The organism is Microcystis sp. M113S1, from assembly GCF_020246945.1.
Lineage (GTDB): Bacteria > Cyanobacteriota > Cyanobacteriia > Cyanobacteriales > Microcystaceae > Microcystis.
Window position 1 is genome coordinate 1 of the sequence record NZ_JADBSA010000276.1, and the last position, 20,691, is coordinate 20,691.

The 20,691-nt window shown below is 40.1% G+C and carries 17 protein-coding genes, 1 tRNA gene and 1 pseudogene; 16 read left to right on the forward strand and 3 right to left on the reverse strand.

Annotation, left to right across the window (positions count from 1 at the left end):
• Positions 1-250: 250 nt before the first annotated feature.
• Together IM319_RS13830 and IM319_RS13835 are read left to right on the forward strand one after the other, a co-directional pair.
• The gene (locus tag IM319_RS13830) at positions 251-1,018 is read left to right on the forward strand and encodes a hypothetical protein (RefSeq protein WP_287686495.1); all 768 of its coding nucleotides are present in this window, start codon (positions 251-253) and stop codon (positions 1,016-1,018) included.
• Positions 1,015-1,485 carry a type II toxin-antitoxin system VapC family toxin gene (locus IM319_RS13835; RefSeq protein ID WP_287735954.1) on the forward strand — a complete coding sequence of 157 codons (471 nt, stop codon included), beginning with the start codon at positions 1,015-1,017 and terminating at the stop codon, positions 1,483-1,485. The genes IM319_RS13830 and IM319_RS13835 overlap by 4 nt, the downstream gene beginning before the upstream one ends.
• A gap of 464 nt (positions 1,486-1,949) precedes the next feature.
• Here IM319_RS13835 and IM319_RS22560 read toward each other — a convergent pair.
• Positions 1,950-2,842, reverse strand: a pseudogene (locus IM319_RS22560) (DNA adenine methylase).
• Between the two features lie 476 nt (positions 2,843-3,318).
• On the opposite strand from IM319_RS22560, the gene IM319_RS13850 reads away from it, so the two are divergent.
• Positions 3,319-3,504 (forward strand): hypothetical protein, encoded by a 186-nt coding sequence (locus tag IM319_RS13850; protein ID WP_287735956.1) that lies wholly within the window; start codon positions 3,319-3,321, stop codon positions 3,502-3,504.
• Positions 3,501-6,227 (forward strand): KGGVGR-motif variant AAA ATPase, encoded by a 2,727-nt coding sequence (locus tag IM319_RS13855; RefSeq protein ID WP_287735957.1) that lies wholly within the window; start codon positions 3,501-3,503, stop codon positions 6,225-6,227. The genes IM319_RS13850 and IM319_RS13855 overlap by 4 nt, the downstream gene beginning before the upstream one ends.
• Positions 6,228-6,498: 271 nt before the next feature.
• Here the strand turns inward: IM319_RS13855 and IM319_RS13860 are convergent.
• Positions 6,499-6,571 (reverse strand) — tRNA-Ile (locus IM319_RS13860).
• A 64-nt stretch (positions 6,572-6,635) separates the two neighbouring features.
• On the opposite strand from IM319_RS13860, the gene IM319_RS13865 reads away from it, so the two are divergent.
• The 4 genes from IM319_RS13865 (at position 6,636) to grrM (ending at position 10,733) form a co-directional block, all read left to right on the forward strand.
• Positions 6,636-6,929 carry a hypothetical protein gene (locus IM319_RS13865; protein WP_061431314.1) on the forward strand — a complete coding sequence of 98 codons (294 nt, stop codon included), beginning with the start codon at positions 6,636-6,638 and terminating at the stop codon, positions 6,927-6,929.
• Positions 6,930-6,961: 32 nt separating this feature from the next.
• Positions 6,962-8,296: a hemolysin family protein gene (locus tag IM319_RS13870; RefSeq protein ID WP_287077917.1), complete on the forward strand. Its 1,335-nt coding sequence runs from the start codon at positions 6,962-6,964 to the stop codon at positions 8,294-8,296.
• A 76-nt stretch (positions 8,297-8,372) separates the two neighbouring features.
• Positions 8,373-9,494 (forward strand): murein transglycosylase A, encoded by a 1,122-nt coding sequence (locus tag IM319_RS13875; protein ID WP_287735958.1) that lies wholly within the window; start codon positions 8,373-8,375, stop codon positions 9,492-9,494.
• A gap of 78 nt (positions 9,495-9,572) precedes the next feature.
• Positions 9,573-10,733, forward strand: a complete 1,161-nt coding sequence (grrM, locus tag IM319_RS13880; RefSeq protein WP_287735959.1) for a cyclophane-forming radical SAM/SPASM peptide maturase GrrM/OscB — start codon at positions 9,573-9,575, stop codon at positions 10,731-10,733.
• Positions 10,734-10,870: 137 nt separating this feature from the next.
• On the opposite strand, the gene IM319_RS13885 is transcribed toward grrM, so the two are convergent.
• Positions 10,871-11,581 (reverse strand): Uma2 family endonuclease, encoded by a 711-nt coding sequence (locus IM319_RS13885; RefSeq protein WP_287735960.1) that lies wholly within the window; start codon positions 11,579-11,581, stop codon positions 10,871-10,873.
• 259 nt (positions 11,582-11,840) lie between these two features.
• Between IM319_RS13885 and IM319_RS13890 the strand changes: the two genes are divergently transcribed.
• The 8 genes from IM319_RS13890 to IM319_RS13925 all read left to right on the forward strand — a co-directional run bounded on the left by IM319_RS13890 (position 11,841) and on the right by IM319_RS13925 (position 20,512).
• Complete coding sequence (locus tag IM319_RS13890) at positions 11,841-12,785, forward strand: LysR family transcriptional regulator (RefSeq protein WP_286827089.1); 945 nt, start codon at positions 11,841-11,843, stop codon at positions 12,783-12,785.
• Between the two features lie 46 nt (positions 12,786-12,831).
• On the forward strand, positions 12,832-14,685 hold the full coding sequence (locus IM319_RS13895) for an NAD(P)H-quinone oxidoreductase subunit F (RefSeq protein WP_287735961.1): 1,854 nt from the start codon (positions 12,832-12,834) through the stop codon (positions 14,683-14,685).
• Between the two features lie 80 nt (positions 14,686-14,765).
• On the forward strand, positions 14,766-15,491 hold the full coding sequence (locus IM319_RS13900; RefSeq protein ID WP_287077913.1) for a carbonic anhydrase: 726 nt from the start codon (positions 14,766-14,768) through the stop codon (positions 15,489-15,491).
• A gap of 78 nt (positions 15,492-15,569) precedes the next feature.
• Complete coding sequence (locus IM319_RS13905) at positions 15,570-17,120, forward strand: NADH-quinone oxidoreductase subunit M (RefSeq protein ID WP_286827086.1); 1,551 nt, start codon at positions 15,570-15,572, stop codon at positions 17,118-17,120.
• 57 nt (positions 17,121-17,177) lie between these two features.
• Entirely contained in the window at positions 17,178-18,473 is a 1,296-nt protein-coding gene (locus tag IM319_RS13910; RefSeq protein ID WP_287077911.1) for a CO2 hydration protein, read from the forward strand.
• Between the two features lie 82 nt (positions 18,474-18,555).
• Positions 18,556-19,260 carry a Uma2 family endonuclease gene (locus IM319_RS13915; protein WP_287735962.1) on the forward strand — a complete coding sequence of 235 codons (705 nt, stop codon included), beginning with the start codon at positions 18,556-18,558 and terminating at the stop codon, positions 19,258-19,260.
• Positions 19,261-19,428: 168 nt separating this feature from the next.
• The gene (locus IM319_RS13920) at positions 19,429-20,184 is read left to right on the forward strand and encodes a DUF2232 domain-containing protein (RefSeq protein ID WP_287676803.1); all 756 of its coding nucleotides are present in this window, start codon (positions 19,429-19,431) and stop codon (positions 20,182-20,184) included.
• A 178-nt stretch (positions 20,185-20,362) separates the two neighbouring features.
• Positions 20,363-20,512: a hypothetical protein gene (locus IM319_RS13925; RefSeq protein WP_287735963.1), complete on the forward strand. Its 150-nt coding sequence runs from the start codon at positions 20,363-20,365 to the stop codon at positions 20,510-20,512.
• Positions 20,513-20,691 lie beyond the last annotated feature (179 nt).

The window sequence follows — 20,691 nt, forward strand, 5'->3', positions numbered from 1 at the left end:
ACCTTATCCAACAAGGTTTTTAGACTTTTTTGACCTCAAAAAGTGCCGACCCTTGGAGTGATTGGGGGGAAAATTCAGGGACTTTTTCCCTGAAAATTAGGTAATTGACCACCTGAAAATGGGTAAAACCCCACACCCCAACCCCCAACCCCCAACCCCCAACCCCCAACCCCCACCGAAAAACTTTTTCAGCAGACCCTAGTTAGCCAAAAGCTTTACACTTGAGATAATTATCACGATTCCTAGAGCCATGACTAAAAGGGAAAGCCCTATATCGAAGGAAACAATCAAGAGCCTAACATTAGATATAGAAGGCTCACTGTTGTCTTTTGATAAATTTATCAAGGCTCAAGAACAATTAGCAATACTACTCCATGAAGTAGATAAAACCCTTGCTAACAAAAATCGCCCCCTGATAAATTGGAGAATCTCTCAAGTTCATAGTGGCAGTATTCATCTTACTTTAGAAGGAATGCCTCAAGATCAGATTACACCTAGTCAAATTTCTGAAGTTATTAAGACTGTAGAAAGGGGAATAGTAACAATTTTAGAACATCCGATTCGCCCTAAGTATTTTTCTGATCGAGCTTTAGAAAGTGCGCGATCATTAGCAATATTGAAAAAAAGAGATGAGTTTATGGTGCAATTGGGCTTTGATTCGAGGTGTATCGACTTGAATCAAGCTTTGATTGCTAATGTTGATGAAATTATCGGGGGAAAATATCAAAGTTTTGGTACTGTAGAAGGTGTGCTTAAAGCTATTGATGTAAGTCGTCAACCTATTTTTAGAGTTTACAATTTATTGACTAATAAAAGTGTTAAATGTTACTTTAAAACAAATTTACTTGATAATATCAAAGAATATCTAGAAAAAAGAGTCTCTGTATCGGGGATAGTTACCTCTAGAGAAGATGGGGAAAAAATCGGGATTAAAGTTGAGTCAATTGATATTTTTCCTGAGGAAAAAGATTTACCTAGCATTGAGGAAATGATCGGAATTTTGGGAGGAAGTAATTGATTCGTTCATCAAAAAAGCTACACTACTGGGATTCTTGTGTTTTTTTAGCTTTCCTGAAAAATGAAAAGGATAAAATTAATGATTGTATTTCTGTTCTCAAAGCAGCCGAAAATGGTCAGGTAATAATTGTGACTTCTGCTCTTACTTTTATTGAAGTGGTGAAATTAGAAAAAGGACAGCCAAAATTACCTAAAGAAAGTGAGGAAAAAATCTCTGATTTTTTCCGACATGAGTGGATTTATATTTATGATGTGGACAGAAAAGTTGGCGAACTAGCCAGAGAATTGATGTGGCAATATCAGGCACTAAAACCTAAAGATGCAACTCATGTGGCGACTGCAATTAAAGCCAGAGTGGATGTTTTAGATACTTTTGATGACTACTTGCTGAAACTCTCTGGAGAAATCGGTGATCCTCCCTTAATAATTAGAAAACCTTTTTTTGAAGTTCAACTTGATCTTTTTTGAAAAAATACCCATTCTCGCGCAGGAAAATTAGAAATCGAATTACCGAACACAAAAGGTCTAAATTGATAGGAATACCTTCAACAAGCCTAAATATTCACAAAGATCAATATATTGAAACAGATTTTGATTTAGTGATTACATCTCTTGCCAATGCTTTTTTTCAGACCAATTTAGAAACGGGACTATTTGTTTGGAAGCCCACACCAAAAGAGCAAATATTTTTAAGCAAAATTAATATTAATAATCAAGAATAAGCCCTTTTAAAAATGTACGTTGCCAGGAGTAAAGATTTAACAGCAAATCCAACCAATAATATCAAGTGTTCTCGCCAGAAATGCCAGGATCAAAACTGTAATTTCATCCCTAATTATCCCAAAATTTTCTTTGATGTTAATACGGCTGAACCTCTACAACCATGGCTCCCGATCGAAAAAATAGAGGATTTACTTGATTAAAATTAGCAATCAAGATATATCGAATAAACTTAATTGTAGAGGTGTAAATCTTGCAGGTTTCTGAAGATCATAATTGGCAATAAATACCTCCTTGCCCTTGCGTCTTTCACTCTGATAACCATGTTCTAATTTCAACCCATTTTTTTGATCATCAGTTCGATTAATAGTGTAATTCCATTCATTATCTTGTAAAGAAATACACCAATCATACATTTCTCTAATTTCGGAGCAATTATCATAAGTCAAAAGAAATTTAAATCGATGTTGATGTTTTTTCAACGTCTTACATAACCTTTTATGATCTTCTAGACTGAAGAAGCAGGAATAGAATTTATTTTGATCTGCTTGAAAGTAAGGAGGATCGACAAATAAAAAGTAATCATCGGGTAATTGATTGATTAAATCTTCAAAATCTAAACAAGATAAACTGACATTTTGCAGTTTTTCCGAAGTGGTTTTTAGGTGAGAAGGCCAGTTTTCAGGACGCATAGAATACTTATCACCATAGCCCCAATAACAATTTTCAAGTTTCATAATTCCTGAGTAGGAAGTTCTATTTAGATAATACCAACGCATGGCTCTTTCTAGGTCATTGGCTGGTTGAAATTCATTTGTATAATAATTGTGTAATTCTTTGGTAGCGTTTAATCTTTTAATAATTCAATTAGACTATCAAGATGGTCTTTGATATGTCGATAACAGTTCATTAATTCTTCATCTTTGTCATTGAGAATATTCTCTGCTACACTTTCCTTAGCAAAGAATATAGATGCTCCCCCCGCAAAAGGTTCACAATACTTATGGTGACTGGGAAGACAAGCTAAGATTAGCTTACGGGCATAAAATTTACCGCCGGGATAACGAAAAGGAGAATTACTAAGTTTTTTAGCGATTTTGGACATTATCTTAAATTTTAGAGGCTTTTCTTTGAGATTATTTTAACAAAATTACGATATTTTCTCTAGGAATGTCAGAGAAGTTCGGTTTTACCGTGGATAACGTGGTAGCGAAGGCAAAAGCGTTGTTAGGTTAATTAAACTTTGCTTTTGTGGAAAAAGCCCGCGAAAGCGGTTTTTTTTGTGTTAAGATGGAACTATATCGTGCAAAGGGTTGACTGGGTGATTCCTTTTACAGACATAGAACTACAAACAGCATGGAGAGAAAATCAAGGAGCGGCAAAGGTCGGAACCAGAACTAACGCTCATCGTTTATTGCTATTTTACTCCGTTGAATGTGGTCTCAAAGCGGTTTTACTGAAAAGACAAAGTAAAGATTGCACCGATTCTTGTCCAGAATTACGTGAAGTGCGGCATGTATAAATAAGTTACTAGACAAACTAGCTGCAGGAGAAAAACTAAAACTTCCCTCACAATTAAGTATGAACCCTTTAGAAAATAATCAAGAGAGAAAGTTAAAAAATAATCAAGAGAGAAAGTTTTCTTGCGGTGAAATTAATCAAATGTGGCGATATGGGGGATGCTGTAAAAATATTGAGGATAGTGAATTAGAAAAAAAATTGTTAGATATATTAAGTTGGATTGCACAGGAGTTGCAGGGACTATGAGAAGACGGCCATTACTAACTTGGTTTGATATTAAAAGAAAAATTGCTTGCGAAACTGCTAACGGAAATGACTTACCTGATGGTATTGTTAAAATTAGTTGTTTTAGTAGTGCTTTCGAGATTGGTATTCAAAATCAAGATGATCAACACAAAGCTAACTCAATATTAAAGGAATGGTTTGGAGATTGGTATCAAGAATCAGAACAAATTATTCAGCTAGATATTGATAATGCTTCTATTCCTGTAGAATTTATTTTAATAGATAATAGTTCTGATTTTTCTCCATCGATTCGACCTTTTTGGCAGGAAGTCGCTTATTTAAAAGCAAATACAGATTCAGATCAATCGGATAGTTTTTTGCCAAATGCTTATCAAGATAAGCCAGAAATTGTTGCTTTTTATTCCTTTAAAGGTGGTGTGGGAAGAACCCTACATTTAGCTGCTTATATTCTTGCTCTCTTAGCAAGAGCAAAAGAGATAAATAAACCAGTTAAAATTTTAGTTATTGACTCAGATTTAGAGGCTCCGGGGTTAACCTATTGGCAAAGGTATGAAAATCAAGAGGCAACCGTATCTTTGAGCAATTTTTTAGAAGTTTATCAATATCCCAAGCCATCTCTAGAGGTGGCACTCTCTTGGGTAACTCAAGAAATTAAGAAAACTGCCAAACAGCAAAATAAATCAACTTTATATTTTTTACCCGCTTTTATTGAAGAAGAAGAACTCTTAGATACTCCTATACTGCCAGAAAATTTAGCTAGAAATCCATCGGGTGCTTGGGAGGTAGGGGATGCAATTCATCAATTAGGGCAAAAATTAGCAGTAGATTATATATTTATTGATTTAAGAGCAGGATTAAGTGAAATTTCTAGCCCAATTTTATTTGACTCTAGAATCCAAAGATTTTTAGTAACAACAGTTAATGAGCAATCTTGGCGAGGTGTCAGGATGGTTTTAGAAAAAATTGGCTTACTAGCTCCCAGTGATTCAAAAGTAAAGGATGATAATTATTATGATCCTTCGATAATTATTAGTTTTTTAACCCCAGAAGTCAGAAATTTATCAGCATTTGAGAATATTTTAGAGCAATTACAGTCGGCTTATGTTCAACCAAAAGATGAGATTTTATATATTGCTAGACTGGATATTAAAGAAACTTATTTTGCCCAAGAGTTACTATATATTAACAATTGGGACGAAGCTCAAAACAAATTAAGTTCAACTTCCTTGATGGAACTGGCAAGAGAATGGGCAGAAGATAAATTACCTAGTAATAGCATTGCATCAGTCACACCTTCAGATAACTCCTTAAATGATGTGAAAAAACTCAGGGATACTTGCAATAAATATATTTATGCAGAAAAGGGAGAAGGGGAAGATTTACTCATTACAGAGCCATTGAAAAATCTCGCTCGTAATTTTCAAGATAAACTACCTAATGTTATCTCAATTGGTGCTAAAGGTGCGGGAAAAACCTTTAATTATATTCAGCTATCTCGCCTACAGTCTTGGGAAAAATTTTTAAATAAAGTTGATCCTCAAAATCAAGAAAATCTCGGTTTAATATTTCCTTTACTGCAATCACAAAATTTAAATGATAAGGCCAAAAAGATTCTTGAGCAAGCACGGCAAAATGTTAATAATGTTCTTAATAATGATTATCAATTTTCCTCCTCGGATTTAAGAGACAGAATCACGCAGTCGCTATCAAATCAGGATTGGGATGAGGTTGATTGGACAAATTTTTGGATCAAAGAAATTTCGAGAGTTTTAGGTTATAATCCTGAAAATTGTCAATTACATAAACTGCATGAATACCTTCAACAAAAAAACTCGAAGATTATATTTTTATTTGATGGATTAGAAGATGCTTTTCCTAATGTTGCCAATGATAACCGTCAACGAAAAGCCTTGAAAGCTTTGATCGATTATTTACCCAATAAATTCTCAGAAATTAGGCAATCTAATCTCGGATTGATTGTCTTTCTGCGTCGAGATTTCTTGAGAAATACAATCACACAAAACTCGCAACAATTTGAAAACTTATATCGTAATTATGATCTATCTTGGAATCTAGAATCGTTTCTTAAACTTTCCTATTGGCTCTGCATACAATCATCGGTTATTAATGCTAACCCTCAAGATTTATTCGATTGTTCAATTGAAGATTTAAAAGAAAAACTAGAACGACTTTGGGGCAAAAAATTAGGAGCAGATAATGCAAGAGAAGCTAAGTCAGACAATTGGATTTTTGCCGCTTTAACCGATTTTAATGGAAGACTGCAAGCGAGGGATATTGTGAGATTTTTGTATCATGCTGCTAATATTACTGTAGAAAACAAACAAGACATACAATTTTCTAAATGGTCGAATACTAGACTGTTACCTCCCCAACCGATTCGACGAGCGCTTCAACCCTGTAGTCGAGAAAAAGTTGAAGAGTCTAAGGAAGAATATCCTATATTTAAAAGCTGGGTACAAGAAAGTTTACCTACATATAGTGATAAAAAAATTCCTTTTTCTCTAGAACAGTTTAAGCTGGATTCTGATACAGTCAATGTTCTTGAGCAAATGGGAGTAATTTATGAGGACAAGGATAAAGAAGATGCAGTTCGTTATTATATGCCCGAAATATTCCGTGAAGGGTTAGGATTTTCTAGTCAAGGTGCGCGTCCTCGTGTTCTAGCTTTAAAGCGCAAAGTTTTGGGGAAATCAAATTTTTAATGATTCGAGCTTTTTTGAAATGACTATATGATTGATTGTTATCAGCTTTTCAAAACAGGATTTGCTATTACCTAGCATTGGGGAATTGATTCGTTCATCAAAAAAGCTACACTACTGGGATTCTTGTTTTTTTTAGCTTTCCTGAAAAATGAAAAGGATAAAATTAATGATTGTACTTCTGTTCTCAAAGCAGCTGAAAATGGTCAGGTAATCTGTTACCGCCGCCTACTCTAGTGCAGTCAAACCCGATCACCCGAAGCCATCAAAAGTATCCAGGGTGCAGGAGTTGAACCTGCCTAGGACGAATTATGAGTTCGTTGCCTCAACCGCTCGGCCAACCCTGGGTTATACTATTAACTCATTATAGATCGGTAGTTACTCCGAACGTGAAAATCCAGCCCCACCAAGATGAAAAAATTTTCAATCAGCACCTCCTTGCAGTTAGGACTCCTTTTGATGGTAGCCATGTTAGCCGCCGGCTTCGGTAGCGGTTGGGTAGCCTATCAATTGGGAATCGCCTCCCTGAAGGGAGTCAGTCAACCGGATATCAATCCCGCTAAAAAGTTTACCAACGATCGCACCAGTTATGGTCGCAATCAAACTTTTATCCCCGTGAAAGAAGAAGAAGTAATTAAAAGAGTGAGAGTTTATATGCAACAACAGAAAAACAAACCGCAATCAAAGGATGAAACCAAAGGATAGACTTCAAAAAAGGCGAATTTTGCCTTTTCGCTATGGATAATCAGGATTTATTGACTCGTTTAATTTTAGTCTTTTTACTAATCGTCCTCAATGCTTTTTTCGTAGCGGCCGAATTTTCGCTTGTGTCTGTCCGTCGCACCCGCGTCAGTCAGCTAGTAGCTGCGGGAGATGTGCCAGCGCAGACGGTACAATCTCTACAAAGAAGTCTCGATCGCTTACTTTCCACTACCCAATTAGGCATCACCCTTTCTAGTTTAGCTTTAGGTTGGATCGGGGAGAGTACCATGACCGTTTTTGTGAAGAAATTACTAAGTTTTTTACCCTTTTCTTTAAACTGGCAAAATCTTCTCTCCCATGGTTTTTCTCTTTGTCTAGCTTTTTTAATCGTGGCCTATCTCCAGATAGTTTTTGGGGAACTTTATCCCAAATCCCTAGCTTTAATTTATGCCGAACCGATGGCGCGATTATTAGCGGCACCTATTGGCGTTATTTCCCGGATTTTTAAGCCTTTTATCGGTATTATTAACCAATCAACTCGTTTTTTATTGGTTTTAACCCGTATCCCCGAAGTGGATCTACAGCGTTCTAGTCGGGTAACTTCCGAGGAATTACAATTAATTATCAGCATGGAAGGGGAATTAACGGGATTAGAAGCTGCGGAAAGGAAAATTTTAAATAATGTTTTCCAGTTTAGCGAAATCACTGCCGAGGAAATCATGGTTCCCCATAACCGTTTAATAGCTATTTCCTCGACCGCAACTTTTGAGGAATTACTGCTCCAAGTAGTTAACAGTGGCTATTCTTGTTATCCTGTGGAAGGAGATTCCGGTGATGATATCCGTGGTCTGATCGATTTTAAAGATTTAGCTTTACCCCTTGCCGAAGGTCAGTTAAATTTAACAACTCCGATTAAACCTTGGTTAAAACCTGTGCGTTTTTTCCCCGAAACCACTGCTTTAAATGAATTACTAACAGTGATGCGGGAATCATCCTTAAAGATGGTTATCATTGTCGATGAATTTGGCAGAACAGCCGGTTTATTAACCCTAAAAGATCTAATCGGTGAGATTCTGGGAACTTTTTCCCCTAGTGATGAATCGGGAACAGTGGAATATCAACTCCTCGATGAATCGACTTTTCTCGTACAAGCACAAATGAATTTAGAGGACGTGAACAAAGCATTAAATTTAAGTTTACCCTTGGCCGATGAATACCAAACCCTAGCCGGTTTTGTCCTACATCATTGGCAAAAAATACCGCGGGTGGGAGAACAATTATATTACCAAAATTTAGAATTTACCATTATTTCTAAGGTCGGCCCTCGCTTGGAACAAATTAAGATTTATCGGCAACAACTATCCTCATGATATAAATAAGAAACAACTTTTCTCATTGCTCCTTCTTGATTGTTAATCGAGTCAATAGCTGCCCACTCCTGTCACCATGAAACACCTTTTGACAATCCTCCCCCTCAGCTTGGGATTAATTGCCCTCACCCCCGCAAATTTGCCCCTAGAACGTTTTGAAATCTCACAATTAGGAACATCTACGGGATACGATGAACGACTGCTAACGGACAAAAAAACCCTCCTACAAGCGATCGATCATAGTTTACGTTATCTGAATAGCCAGGCAGCGATCCGCGCCTATCAAAATTATCCTATTCCTGAAATAACTCGTCAGCGAGTGCATCGTTCCTTAGTACGGTTTCGTGAATTAGTGCAGAATTCTCCCACTCCCGCAGCTCTACAAAAGGCAGTTAAAAAAGAATTTATTTGGTATCGTTCTTTGGGTAATGATAGCCAGGGAAATGTTAAATTTACTGGTTATTTTCAGCCAATCTATCAAGCAAGTCGGCAAAAAAATGCCGAGTATAAATATCCTCTCTATCGCCGACCTGCTAACTTTTCTCGCTGGTCTAAACCCCATCCAGCTAGGGTAGAATTAGAGGGAAAAGATGGTTTACTGGGGGAAAATAGCCGTCTAGCGGGATACGAATTAGTCTGGTTAAAAGATCGCTTAGAAGCTTATTTAGTTCATGTGCAAGGTTCGGCGAAATTACGTTTACCTAATGGTCAAATTATCAGCATCGGTTTTGATGGCAATACCGAGCATCCCTACACAAGTCTGGGAAAAGAAATGATTGCCGATGGTATTTTTCCTGCTGAGGGTTTAACCTTACCAATGGTTTTAGATTTTCTCAGAAATAATCCCGATCAATTAAAGAATTATATTCCCCGCAATAATCGGTTTATTTTCTTTCGAGAAACCCACGGTGCGCCTGCCACTGGTAGTATTGGGGTTCCGGTTTTACCGGAAAGATCGATCGCTACAGATAAAAGTATTTTCCCCCCCGGTGCTTTAGCATTAATTGAGACAGAAATTCCCCAGGGAAATCTTAATAAAAAATTAGTTAGTCGCTATGTTCTCGATCAAGATACTGGCAGCGCGATTAAAGGTACTGGGAGGGTAGATATTTTTATGGGAACAGGAAAAAATGCTGGCGAGCGAGCCGGTTTAATTAATACTCCCGGTCAATTATATTATTTATTATTGAGGGAATAGGAAATAGTATAGGTAGAATTAAGATACACTTGCCAGAATCAGTTATCATACTTAAGTGAGAATGTAAACAATAGAATCATGAAAAAACCCCTAAATATAGATTGGTCGGATTGTGGTCCAATTACTTTAGTAGTCGTGCAGCCGACTTCTTTTTGTAATCTCAATTGTGATTACTGTTATTTACCCGATCGCCACTTAAAAAATACCTTATCCTTAGATTTAATCGAGCCGATTTTTCAGAGGGTTTTTAGCAGTCGTTTTCTCCAAAATGATTTTACCATTTGCTGGCACGCCGGCGAACCCTTAGCAGTTCCCATCAGTTTTTATGAAAGTGCCTTTGCTAAAATTGCGGAAGTTAGCGAGAAATATAATCAGCAGGGTTACTGTTTTCGTCATTCGGTACAAACTAACGCCACTTATATTAACGATGCTTGGTGTCAATTATTTAAAAAGCATGATGTTTATGTGGGAGTCAGTCTTGATGGACCGGCCTTTATTCACGACATCCACCGGCAAAACCGCAAGGGAACTGGCAGTCATGCTGCTACAATGCGGGGAATTTCTTTCTTGCAAAAACATGAAATTGATGTGAGTGTCATCGCTGTTTTAACAGAAGATTCTCTCGACTATCCCGACGAAATTTTTAACTTTTTTTGGGATCATGGTCTTACCGATGTGGCTTTTAATATGGAAGAAACCGAGGGTATTCATTCGCAATCTTCCTTGGATAAATTAGGCATTGAACAACGTTATCGCCAGTTTATCGCCAGATTTTGGGAGTTAGTCACGGCCAAACAAGGAGAATTTAAGCTGCGGGAATTTGAATCGATCTGTAGTTTGATTTATGCCGATGAACGCTTAGAAAATACCGATATGAATCGACCTTTTATGATTGTCAATTTCGATCATCAAGGTAATTTTTCCACCTTTGATCCGGAATTACTATCGATTCAAACCCAACCCTACGGTGATTTTATCTTTGGTAATGTTTTGAGCGATTCTCTGGAATCTATCTGTGAAACCGAGAAATTTCAACAAATTTACGCTGATATGCGCGGTGGAGTCGATTTATGTCGGCAAAAATGTGATTATTTTGGGGTTTGTGGGGGGGGTGCCGGTAGTAACAAGTATTGGGAAAATGGCACTTTCAACTCCACAGATACTAAAGCCTGTTTATACCGGATTAAGTGCATCACCGATATAGTTCTCGATCGCCTAGAAAATTTATTAGAAGTTTAAAGATTTTTTTAGTTATCAGTTATCAGTTCATTGATTACTGTTTACTAATAACTTATGAAAAAAACCTGATCTAAATACCATTTTTCCAAAGTAAAGACAGAGATGGTCATGCCTGCTACGAATAAAGAAAAATGGTATTATTCTTCTTCTAAACTTAATCCTAACGCCTGTAAGCGTTCCGCTAGTCGATCCGCACGTTTTTTTTCTTTATCGGCACGTTTCTTTTCTCTATCAGCGCGTTTCTTTTCTTGATCGGCACGTTTCTTTTCTTGACGCATTTGAGACTCTAACTCAACAGTTGTTAAAAATTTCTCTCCATCAGGACGATACAATTCTAAACTAGATTTATCCCAGATAAAACGCATACCTAAACGGGGACTTATCCAGTCATTGATGGGGATAATTTCTCTTAAATTTTCTCCCTGTCTTTGCCATCCTTGTAAACGACAGCGCATCGGGTTATATAAATAGTATTCTTCTACACTATATGTGTCATAAAACTCTAATTTTCGACTCATTTCTGCTTTTGTATTCTTCGGTGATAGAATTTCAAAAACCACTTGAGGAGCGATATTTTCTTCCTGCCATTGACGATAGGAACCCCTCCGTCCTTTGGGACGGCCAAAGGCTACCATCACATCGGGAGCAACCGGTGAAACCAAAGTAGAACGCAGAGGATACCAGAGTAAATCTCCGGCAATAAACACCTTAGGGTCATCCGCAAAGATAATCTCTAAATTCTCCTTAATTTTGACAATCCACTCATATTGTTCGGTATTATCTGCCATCGGTTGACCATCGCTATCGGGGAAAAGAAGATCGTCGTCAATATCAAGATAACTAACCATTGTCTTTTATTTTTAATAGATGGTTGTTTTCTGATTCTAGCAAGATAATTATGAATGATGAATTAGGAATTGGGGAGATGGGGTAATGGGGTAATGGGGTAATGGGGTGTGGGGTGTGGGGAGAAAAAGCTGAAAAAGGTCTTAAGCGGCGGTTATATCTATTAAAGTCTATATTTATCAAAAAATTAATTGACTAGAATCTATAAAAACGTTAGGATTGATGGTGACAAATAGTTGTTATTGAGAAGGGGATAAGAACTTGATACAGGCAACCCTGCACCAGTTAAGGGTTTTTGAGGCTACCGCTCGACACAGTAGCTTTACCAAGGCGGCCGAGGAGTTATTTATCACTCAACCTACCGTCTCAACCCAAGTCAAACAACTCACCAAAGCCGTGGGTTTACCGCTATTCGAGCAAATTGGCAAACGTTTATTTTTAACCGAAGCGGGTAAGGAATTACTGTTCACCTGTCAAGAGATTTTTAATAAATTGGACAACTTTCAAATGAAAGTGGCCGATATTAAAGGAACTAGACAGGGAAAGCTGACTTTAGGCGTAATTACTACCGCTAAATACTTTGTACCGCGATTACTGGGGGCATTCTGTCAACAGTATCCCGGTATTGACATCGCCCTGCAAGTGACTAATCATCAGAAACTGCAAGAGCGAATGTTAAACAACGAGGATGACCTCTATATTCTCAGTCAACCGCCAGAAGAAGTGGAACTTTGTTCTCAGTCTTTCCTCGAAAATCCCCTAGTGGTGGTGGCGCGACGAGATCATCCATTGGTGGGTAAGAAAAATCTCCCCCTTGAATCCCTCAACCAGCAACCTTTTATTATGCGCGAATCGGGATCTGGAACCCGCCAAGCGGTACAAAAATTATTTAATCTCCACGATATTAAGGTGAAGGTGCGCTTGGAATTAGGCAGTAACGAGGCGATTAAACAGGCTATTTCTGGCGGTTTAGGACTATCGGTACTATCTAAGCATACTCTCATCTCGGAAGGGGAAAACGGCGAATTAGCCATCCTCGACGTGGAACATTTTCCGATTCAGCACAATTGGTACGTTTGTTACTTGGCCGGAAAACAACTTTCCGTGATTGCTGATGCTTTTTTAAAATACCTGCTGGAAGCTAGTCAAACTATCCCGATTAATGCCCCGTTAAAAAATGGTGACAGCTTATTAGTGAGCCATTAAACCTTAAACTTTAATTCAGGATCATTTTTTTTCTTGAGGTGTTTATATGTTCGAGTCCTTCAGCCAGACTATCTGGTTGGTACCTCTTTACGCCTTTGCGGGCGCACTTCTCGCTCTACCTTGGTCTCCCGGTATTATCCGACAAACCGGCCCGCGACCGGCCGGTTATCTGAACTTGATCATGACTTTCTTGGCTTTTTTCCATAGCCTTTTTGCTTTGATCGCCGTTTGGGGTCGTCCGCCTCAATCCATAGCATTTAATTGGCTAAATGCCGCAAATTTAAGCATATCTTTAGATGTGCAGATTTCAGCTGTTAATATTGGGGCGTTACTGCTAATTACCGGCTTAAACCTCGCCGCTCAGGTATATGCGATCGCCTATCTAGAAATGGATTGGGGTTGGGCAAGGTTTTATTCTCTCGTCGCCCTCTTTGAGGGTGGTATGTGCGCCCTCGTTATCTGTAATTCGCTATTTTTCAGCTATTGTGTGCTAGAAGTTCTCACCCTCGGCACTTATCTGCTGATTGGTTTCTGGTTCAATCAATCTCTGGTGGTGACGGGGGCGCGGGATGCTTTTCTGACTAAACGGATTGGCGATTTAATCCTGTTGATGGGAGTAGTGGCCCTTTTACCCCTTGCGGGAACATGGAACTTTGACCAATTGGCAGAATGGGCGGCCACAGCCAATTTAAACCCCAATGTGGCTAATTTACTCTGTTTAGCCCTGATTGCTGGTCCGATGGGCAAATGCGCTCAATTTCCTCTACATTTATGGCTAGATGAGGCCATGGAAGGACCGATGCCAGCGACAATTCTGCGGAATACCGTCGTCGTTTCCACTGGTGCTTGGTTATTGGTGAAATTAGAGCCGGTGCTACAATTATCGCCCTTAACCTTGCAGGTGATGACCATTGTTGGCTCTGTTACTGCCATCGGTGCGGGGTTAATTGCGATCGCCCAGATCGATGTCAAGCGCTCCCTTTCCTATTCCGTCAGTGCCTACATGGGACTGATTTTTATCGCTGTTGCCACCGGACAAACGGAAACCGCTTTAGTGTTACTCTTTACATACGCGATCGCTATGTCCCTGTTAGTCATGGTGGTGGGTAACATCATTTGGAATAATATCAGCCAAGATTTAAGCCAATACGGCGGTTTATGGTCCCGTCGTCCCGTTTCTGGTATTTGTTATCTCGTTGGTGCAGCTAGTTTAGTCGCACTGCCTCCCTTTGGTGGTTTTTGGGCATTAGCGCGCATGGGCGATCGCCTCTCGGAAATCAGTGGTTTACTGTTATTAGTGCTATTGTTGGTCAATGCCTTAACTGCTTTTAGTGTCACTAGAGAATTTTGCGTTTTCTTTGGCGGTAAAATCAAACCGATGACCCTGCGCTCTCCGGAAGCTCTTTGGCCCTTAGTTATACCCATGACTGTGACCATGGGTTTCGCCCTTCATCTGCCGATTTTATTGGCGCAATGGCATTTATTACCAAGTAACTTAAATCTGGGAGTGGCTTTTCTCTTGGTACTTTCCACCGCTGCTGGCGTAATTCCAGCAGCCTATGTTTACCTGAATGATAATATCCCCAAACCGATCGTTTTTCAACCCAAAGCTCTTCAAGATTTCTTTGCCAACGACCTTTATACAGCCCAATTGTATAAAGTTACCATCGTTTTTGTCGTCGGATTAATCTCGCAAATTATTAACTGGATCGATACCTTTTTGGTGGATGGTGTCGTTAACCTGGTGGGATTAGCCACGGTTTTTGGTGGTCAGAGTTTGAAATATAACGTTTCGGGCCAAACCCAATTTTACTTTCTGTCGATTATTTTGGGGGTCGCTTTGATCGGTATTATCATCTGTTGGCCTCTACTATCACAGATTTCTCTAGTTTTCAGTTAAAGATTTGATAACTTAGGCTTTTCTTTAGTATCCCTTGCCCCGACAATAGGACTTGTCCTGATTAATGGAAACAACTAGCTATGTTCAATACCTCTCGTCGCCAATTAATCCGTTATGGTGGGGGTTTTTTGGGAACTGGTCTGGCCGCTACTATTTTAGGCTCGCAACTGTCCCAAACTAACGCCCAAACTGCTGTTAATTCTGAGCCATGGCTGACTGCTCAAAATAAAGGATTGACCCCCGACCAAGCTTTAACTATGCTCATGGAAGGCAATCAACGTTTCTGGGAACGAAGACAAAAAAGTCCTAACCGCGATCAAGCTCGACTCACAGAAGTGGCCGAAAGTCAAGCCCCTTTTGCGGCAATTTTGGGCTGTGCCGATTCTCGCGTGCCGGCAGAAATCGTTTTTGATCGCGGATTAGGAGATCTATTTGTTTGTCGGGTAGCGGGAAATTTAGCCACTTCCGAAGAAATTGGTAGCCTCGAATTCGGCACGTTGGTATTAGGAGCTAAGGTAATTATTGTTCTCGGCCATTCCCGTTGTGGAGCGGTAAAAGCCACCATTGAAGGGGGTCGTTTTCCCGGACAAATCGGTCGTTTAATCGATGGCCTACAGGTGGGAGTTGATCGAGCCGAAAGACAACCCGGTTCTAACAAACTTGAGCGAGCAATTAAATCCAATGTTAACTATCAAGTAGAGAAATTAGGCAAATCCCCAGTTATCGGTGAATTAGTGGACGGCAAACAATTAAAAGTTGTCGGAGCCTACTATGATCTCGATAGCGGAAAAGTGAGTTTAATTTAGTCAATTCCAGATTAGTCATCGTGTTGGTTGGCTAATCGTTTTCTCATCCCAGTCATTGTAAATTCGATCGATACCAATATGCTCAGTACCCTGCTTTGGTTGCCAATAATTGGAGCAATTATCGTCGGTCTTTTCCCCGATAAATTTGCCCCAGCAAAATTACGTCAAATTACCCTCTTTTTTGTTGCCGCCGTCCTCTTTTGGTCTTTATATCTGCTGACCCAATATAACTTAACCAGCAATGGCTTTCAATTTTCTGAATACCGCGAATGGGCAAAACCAATCGGTTTAAGTTATAACCTCGGAGTCGATGGTTTGTCCTTACCGTTAATTATTTTAAACTGTTTCTTGACAGGAATAGCTATCTATAGTAGCGAAGAAAAAATAGATCGTCCCCGACTTTATTACATCCTAATCCTCCTGATTAACGCCGGGGTTTCTGGGGCATTAATGGCCAAAAACTTGCTGCTGTTCATCGTTTTCTATGAACTAGAATTAATCCCCTTTTATCTGATGATTGCTATCTGGGGAGGCGAAAAACGTGGCTATGCTTCGATTAAATTCCTTCTCTACACTGCCGTCTCCGGGTTATTAGTCCTAGCGGCATTTTTAGGCATCGGTTTCCTCAATGGCGGCACTTTTGACTATTCTTCCCTCTCGACCGCCGATTTCTCCCAAAAAACCCAATTACTGCTCTTAACTCTGCTGTTAGTGGGATTTGGCATCAAAATCCCCCTCGTACCTCTCCATACTTGGCTACCGGATGCCTATACGGAAGCTTCCCCCGCTACAGCAATTTTATTAGGTGGTATCCTCGCTAAACTCGGTACTTATGGCTTAGTTCGCTTTGGTCTGCAATTATTCCCCGAAACTTGGTCTTTAATCGCCCCCGGACTGGCAATTGTCGGCGTTATTAGCGTTATTTACGGGGCCTTGAGCGCTATTGCCCAAAAAGACATTAAACGCATGGTGGCCTACAGTTCGATCGGTCACATGGGCTATATACTGGTAGCAGCCGCCGCCGGCACGGGTTTAAGCGTCCTTGGTGCCGTCGCGCAAATGATTAGCCACGGTCTCATTCTCGCCCTCTTATTTTATCTGGTGGGCATTGTCGAACGCAAAGCCGGAACTAGAGATTTAGACGTTTTAAACGGTTTAATGAACCCAATTCGCGGTTTACCCCTGGTTAGCGCCCTGTTAATTCTCGCCGGTATGGCCAGCGCCGGTATCCCCGGATTAGTGGGATTTGTGGCGGAATTTATCGTTTTTCAGGGTAGTTTTTCCCGTTTTCCCGTGCAGACGGTTCTCTGTATCATCGCTTCCGGTTTAACGGCGGTTTACTTTGTTATCCTGCTTAATCGCACCTGTTTTGGTAAATTGGATAACAAACTTGCCTACTATCCCAAAGTCTTGAAATCGGAAACTATCCCCGCTTTTGTCCTAATGGTATTAATCGTCTTTTTAGGTATTCAACCCAATTATTTAGTCCGTTGGATTGAACCCACCACTAACTCGATGGTTGCCAGCTTATCGGGAGAAGCAAAACCTAGTTTTGTCTTCAAAAAATCTCCGCAAAAGTCCTCAAAAACCAACTGGTTGAATCGGGGTAAATTTTTGAGTAATAGTTAGTTATCCCTTGCTGTTTCCGAATTATTGTAACCGCCGCTAATTACTTTACCTAAAACTATGACTGGGACATTAATCAAAGCCAAACTTCCCCCTTCTACTCACGAATTTGCCGAAATTATCCAGCGTTTAGAAGCGGGTGGATCCATGTTACCGGATACTCCCGAAAACCTGATGCAAATTATCGGCATTTATAAAGCTTATGCTGTACCGATGGATTTTTATTGGCGTGATCTTCTCTACATTGCCGAAAGAGTTTTCCTCGATCCTTTGCCCTTTTTTAAATATTTTCTGCCCCAAGAATACCTAGACCTACAAAATCATTACGCTGGCGATAATGCCGATTTACGCATCTGGCGCGGCACAGGTTCTGCTCACCCTGAATTGTTAGAATTCATGGATAAAGGTAAAACCCAAAAAATGCCCAGATTAATCCATCATCTTTGGCATGATCGAATTAATATGGAATTTGCCGAAGCTTGTATGCAAGCCATGTTGTGGCATGGCCGCGATATGGGTTGGGGTTTATTTGATGCCTATCTTGATTCAGAAGAATATCGCCAAAATGCCGACCGCGCCATTAAGGCCTATTTCAAGAAAAACCCCGTGATGATGAAACTTTATGACCTGTTCCCCGATATGTTCTTGGAACAGGTGCGGATGATGTCCTATTACTCCAATTTAGGACTATTCTGGGAAGTGATGGCCCCAGTGTTTTTCGAGATGTCTGATATCTACGATGAAGGCGGGTTTAAAGGTGTTCCCGATGCCATGAATTTCCTCGTTAATGGCATTTTTGCCATCGCTGGCCGGCCAATTTATCATCACGTTTATATTGATGGTCAATGCTACGAAATTATCCCCAAATCAAAGGCTTTTACTTGGCTTTATGAAGCGGCTTTACCCTATGTGGAAGCCGTCTTTTATCGTACTGCTCCCTTCCGGGGTACAAAGTCCTATAATGCCCAAGCAAAACAGGTTCCCTACCAACAAAAAGACTTTCACTATGGCATTCTTTACGCTGATGTTTTCCCCGTGGGTACTGCGGGAATCCCCCCCACATTGTTAATGGATGATATGTATCATTTCTTGCCCCAATATCTGATCGATTACTATCAGCAACAGTGCCGGGGGGAAGACGATATTTTGATTCAATTGGGGATTAGTTTTCAGCGATCGATGTATAATGTGACTTCGGCAGTTATTCAAGCTCTACGCACTGCTTTACTCTATCCCCTCGACGATCCTAATCCCAAACATTTACTCAAAAATCGTCAATTCTTTGAGGCACAAATGGACAGATTTAAACGTCCCGAAGCGCGTCTTAGAGATATCCAAAGTCCTAATTATCGTTGAGGTTTTTTGATTACTTTTCTGGTGGGTTTATAGCCCACCTTTTTTGATATAATGAGATGACCGACACCCAACCTCAAAAAAGATGACCACTTTTCCCATCATCGATAATAACGAGTCCTGTGCGGATGAGGTAAAATTTCCCCCTAGGGATATCTGGAGTGAGGAACCCCCCTTGGAAAGCTACGCTCATTTACAACAAATTCTGATTTTACTTCAGTCTTTAGAATGGTTATGGCAAGATCGTAATGATTATTTTGCCGCCGCTAATTTGAGCATTTATTATAGTCCTAATCAGAAAAAATCCGAGGATTTTCGCGGGCCAGATTTTTTTGTCGTTTTGGGAACAGAAAGACGCTTAGAGCGAAAAAGTTGGGTAGTTTGGGGAGAAGGGGGCAAATATCCCGATGTTATCGTGGAAATTCTGTCTCCTAGTACCGCCAAAATAGATCGCGGCGAGAAAAAACAAATTTATCAAGATATTTTTCGCACTCCCGATTATTTTTGGTTCGATCCTGAAACCTTAGAATTACAAGGATTTCGGCTCATGGAAGGGCAATATCAAGCAATTGAACCGACGGACAGGGGTTGGCTATGGAGCGATCGCTTAGGCTTATTTCTGGGTATTTATCAACAACAATTACGCTATTTTAATAGGGAGGCTGAATTAATTCCTACCCCCGCAGAAGTGGCTAAACAGGAACGTCAAGAGAAGGTTTTAGCTTTACAACAAATAGAACAATTAAAATCTCGCTTACGGGAGTTAGGAGCCGATTTAGAAGGTATTTAGAGCCAGTTTTTTCAGTGAAAATAGGAATATTTTCCGTAAATTACCCCACCCCTCACCCATTTAGATAGTCAACAGCTTAGTATTTTTTGCCTCTTGCCTGACTGGGAGTCACAAGTCTAAGCTAAGAATAGCTTGCCAACCCGTCCCGACCACCGGATAACTGATAGAATGAATGATTCTAACGCTAATTCCCCCGCTCAATCCTCAGAAGAGACAATAGATGAAAGCAATTGGGTAGATCTGGGGGAAGAGGAGAAACCCCTAGATAAACCCACTGCCAAACCTATCCAACCATCTCCTCTCAAGTCTATCGCTACCCTGATCACGGTGGAGACGGCTTTTTTGGCCAGCGCTACCAGTTTAATCTGGTTAATTGACTATTATTTTCCCCTCGGACCGTTATTAAGGGTTTTCTTCCCGATTCCTATCGCTTTAGCCTATTTACGTTGGGGCGCTCGTTGTGCTTCCATGACAGCATTAGTTTCTAGTTTACTTTTGTCGGTGTTGATGGGACCGACTCGCAGTATCGTCTTTTTGATTCCCCACGGCTTGATGGGGTTACAATTGGGGCTATGCTGGCGCCGGGGTGCGCGCTGGGAATTTTCTATCTTGACTGGGGGACTGTTGGGGGCTTTTGGTTTATTCTTTCGTTTTTGGCTATTTTCAATTCTTTTAGGCGAAAATCTTTGGTTATATGTGATTACCCAAGCGACTAATTTTATCGATTGGATTTTCACCCAGTTAGGGATTCTCGCTAAACCGACGCTGCTGCAAGTTCAATCGATGGCAGTTGTGGGTATATTTGTCAATAGTTTATTATACCTATTTGCCGTGCATTTAGTGGCGTTATTAGTTCTTGATCGCCTTGGTAATCCGATTTCTCGTCCGCCCAAATGGGTGCAGGCCATACTAGATTATGAGTGATTATTTAGCGCTTTATCGTCAGTAAGCTAAGAGGTGTTTAAACCGCTTATTCTTAGATTAGCCGAATCTCCCCCAATCCCTTTAGTGCTGCCTCTTGCTTCGTCTCAACAAGCAATTTAAATTACGAACAGCTTATCTCCAGTCAACTTTTAATTGAGCGTTTCATCAAGGCAGTAATTTGGCCGTGGCCCGATGGTTAGAGGGGAAAGGTTATCGAATATACCGTTATCGTCCCTACCTGCAAGAATTGCTAGAAATCGAGTCAGAAGCGGATTTACAGGGAATTTTGAACGTTATCGCCTTGTCTGAACAGGAATTAAGGGATTAAGGAAACCGTCAATCCGGTCATCTCATGAATAATCCTAACTAGGGTCTGCTGAATAAATCTAAAAACCTTGTTGGGTAAGACTTTTAGACTTTTTGTCAATCAAAAAGTACCAGGCATGGGAGTGATCAGGGGGAAAATTCAGGTACTTTTTCCCTGAAAATTAGGTAGTTGACCACCTG

Bases quoted from the DNA above. Each gene is read 5' to 3' on its own strand.
- IM319_RS13895 (WP_287735961.1), top strand. From the start codon at position 12,832: ATGTTCGAGTCCTTCAGCCAGACTATCTGGTTGGTACCTCTTTACGCC.
- IM319_RS13855 (WP_287735957.1), top strand. From the start codon at position 3,501: ATGAGAAGACGGCCATTACTAACTTGGTTTGATATTAAAAGAAAAATT.
- IM319_RS13915 (WP_287735962.1), top strand. From the start codon at position 18,556: ATGACCACTTTTCCCATCATCGATAATAACGAGTCCTGTGCGGATGAG.
- IM319_RS13885 (WP_287735960.1), bottom strand. From the start codon at position 11,581: ATGGTTAGTTATCTTGATATTGACGACGATCTTCTTTTCCCCGATAGC.
- IM319_RS13865 (WP_061431314.1), top strand. From the start codon at position 6,636: ATGAAAAAATTTTCAATCAGCACCTCCTTGCAGTTAGGACTCCTTTTG.
- IM319_RS13920 (WP_287676803.1), top strand. From the start codon at position 19,429: ATGAATGATTCTAACGCTAATTCCCCCGCTCAATCCTCAGAAGAGACA.
- IM319_RS13905 (WP_286827086.1), top strand. From the start codon at position 15,570: ATGCTCAGTACCCTGCTTTGGTTGCCAATAATTGGAGCAATTATCGTC.
- IM319_RS13900 (WP_287077913.1), top strand. From the start codon at position 14,766: ATGTTCAATACCTCTCGTCGCCAATTAATCCGTTATGGTGGGGGTTTT.
- IM319_RS13875 (WP_287735958.1), top strand. From the start codon at position 8,373: ATGAAACACCTTTTGACAATCCTCCCCCTCAGCTTGGGATTAATTGCC.
- IM319_RS13870 (WP_287077917.1), top strand. From the start codon at position 6,962: ATGGATAATCAGGATTTATTGACTCGTTTAATTTTAGTCTTTTTACTA.
- IM319_RS13910 (WP_287077911.1), top strand. From the start codon at position 17,178: ATGACTGGGACATTAATCAAAGCCAAACTTCCCCCTTCTACTCACGAA.
- IM319_RS13830 (WP_287686495.1), top strand. From the start codon at position 251: ATGACTAAAAGGGAAAGCCCTATATCGAAGGAAACAATCAAGAGCCTA.
- IM319_RS13850 (WP_287735956.1), top strand. From the start codon at position 3,319: ATGAACCCTTTAGAAAATAATCAAGAGAGAAAGTTAAAAAATAATCAA.
- grrM (WP_287735959.1), top strand. From the start codon at position 9,573: ATGAAAAAACCCCTAAATATAGATTGGTCGGATTGTGGTCCAATTACT.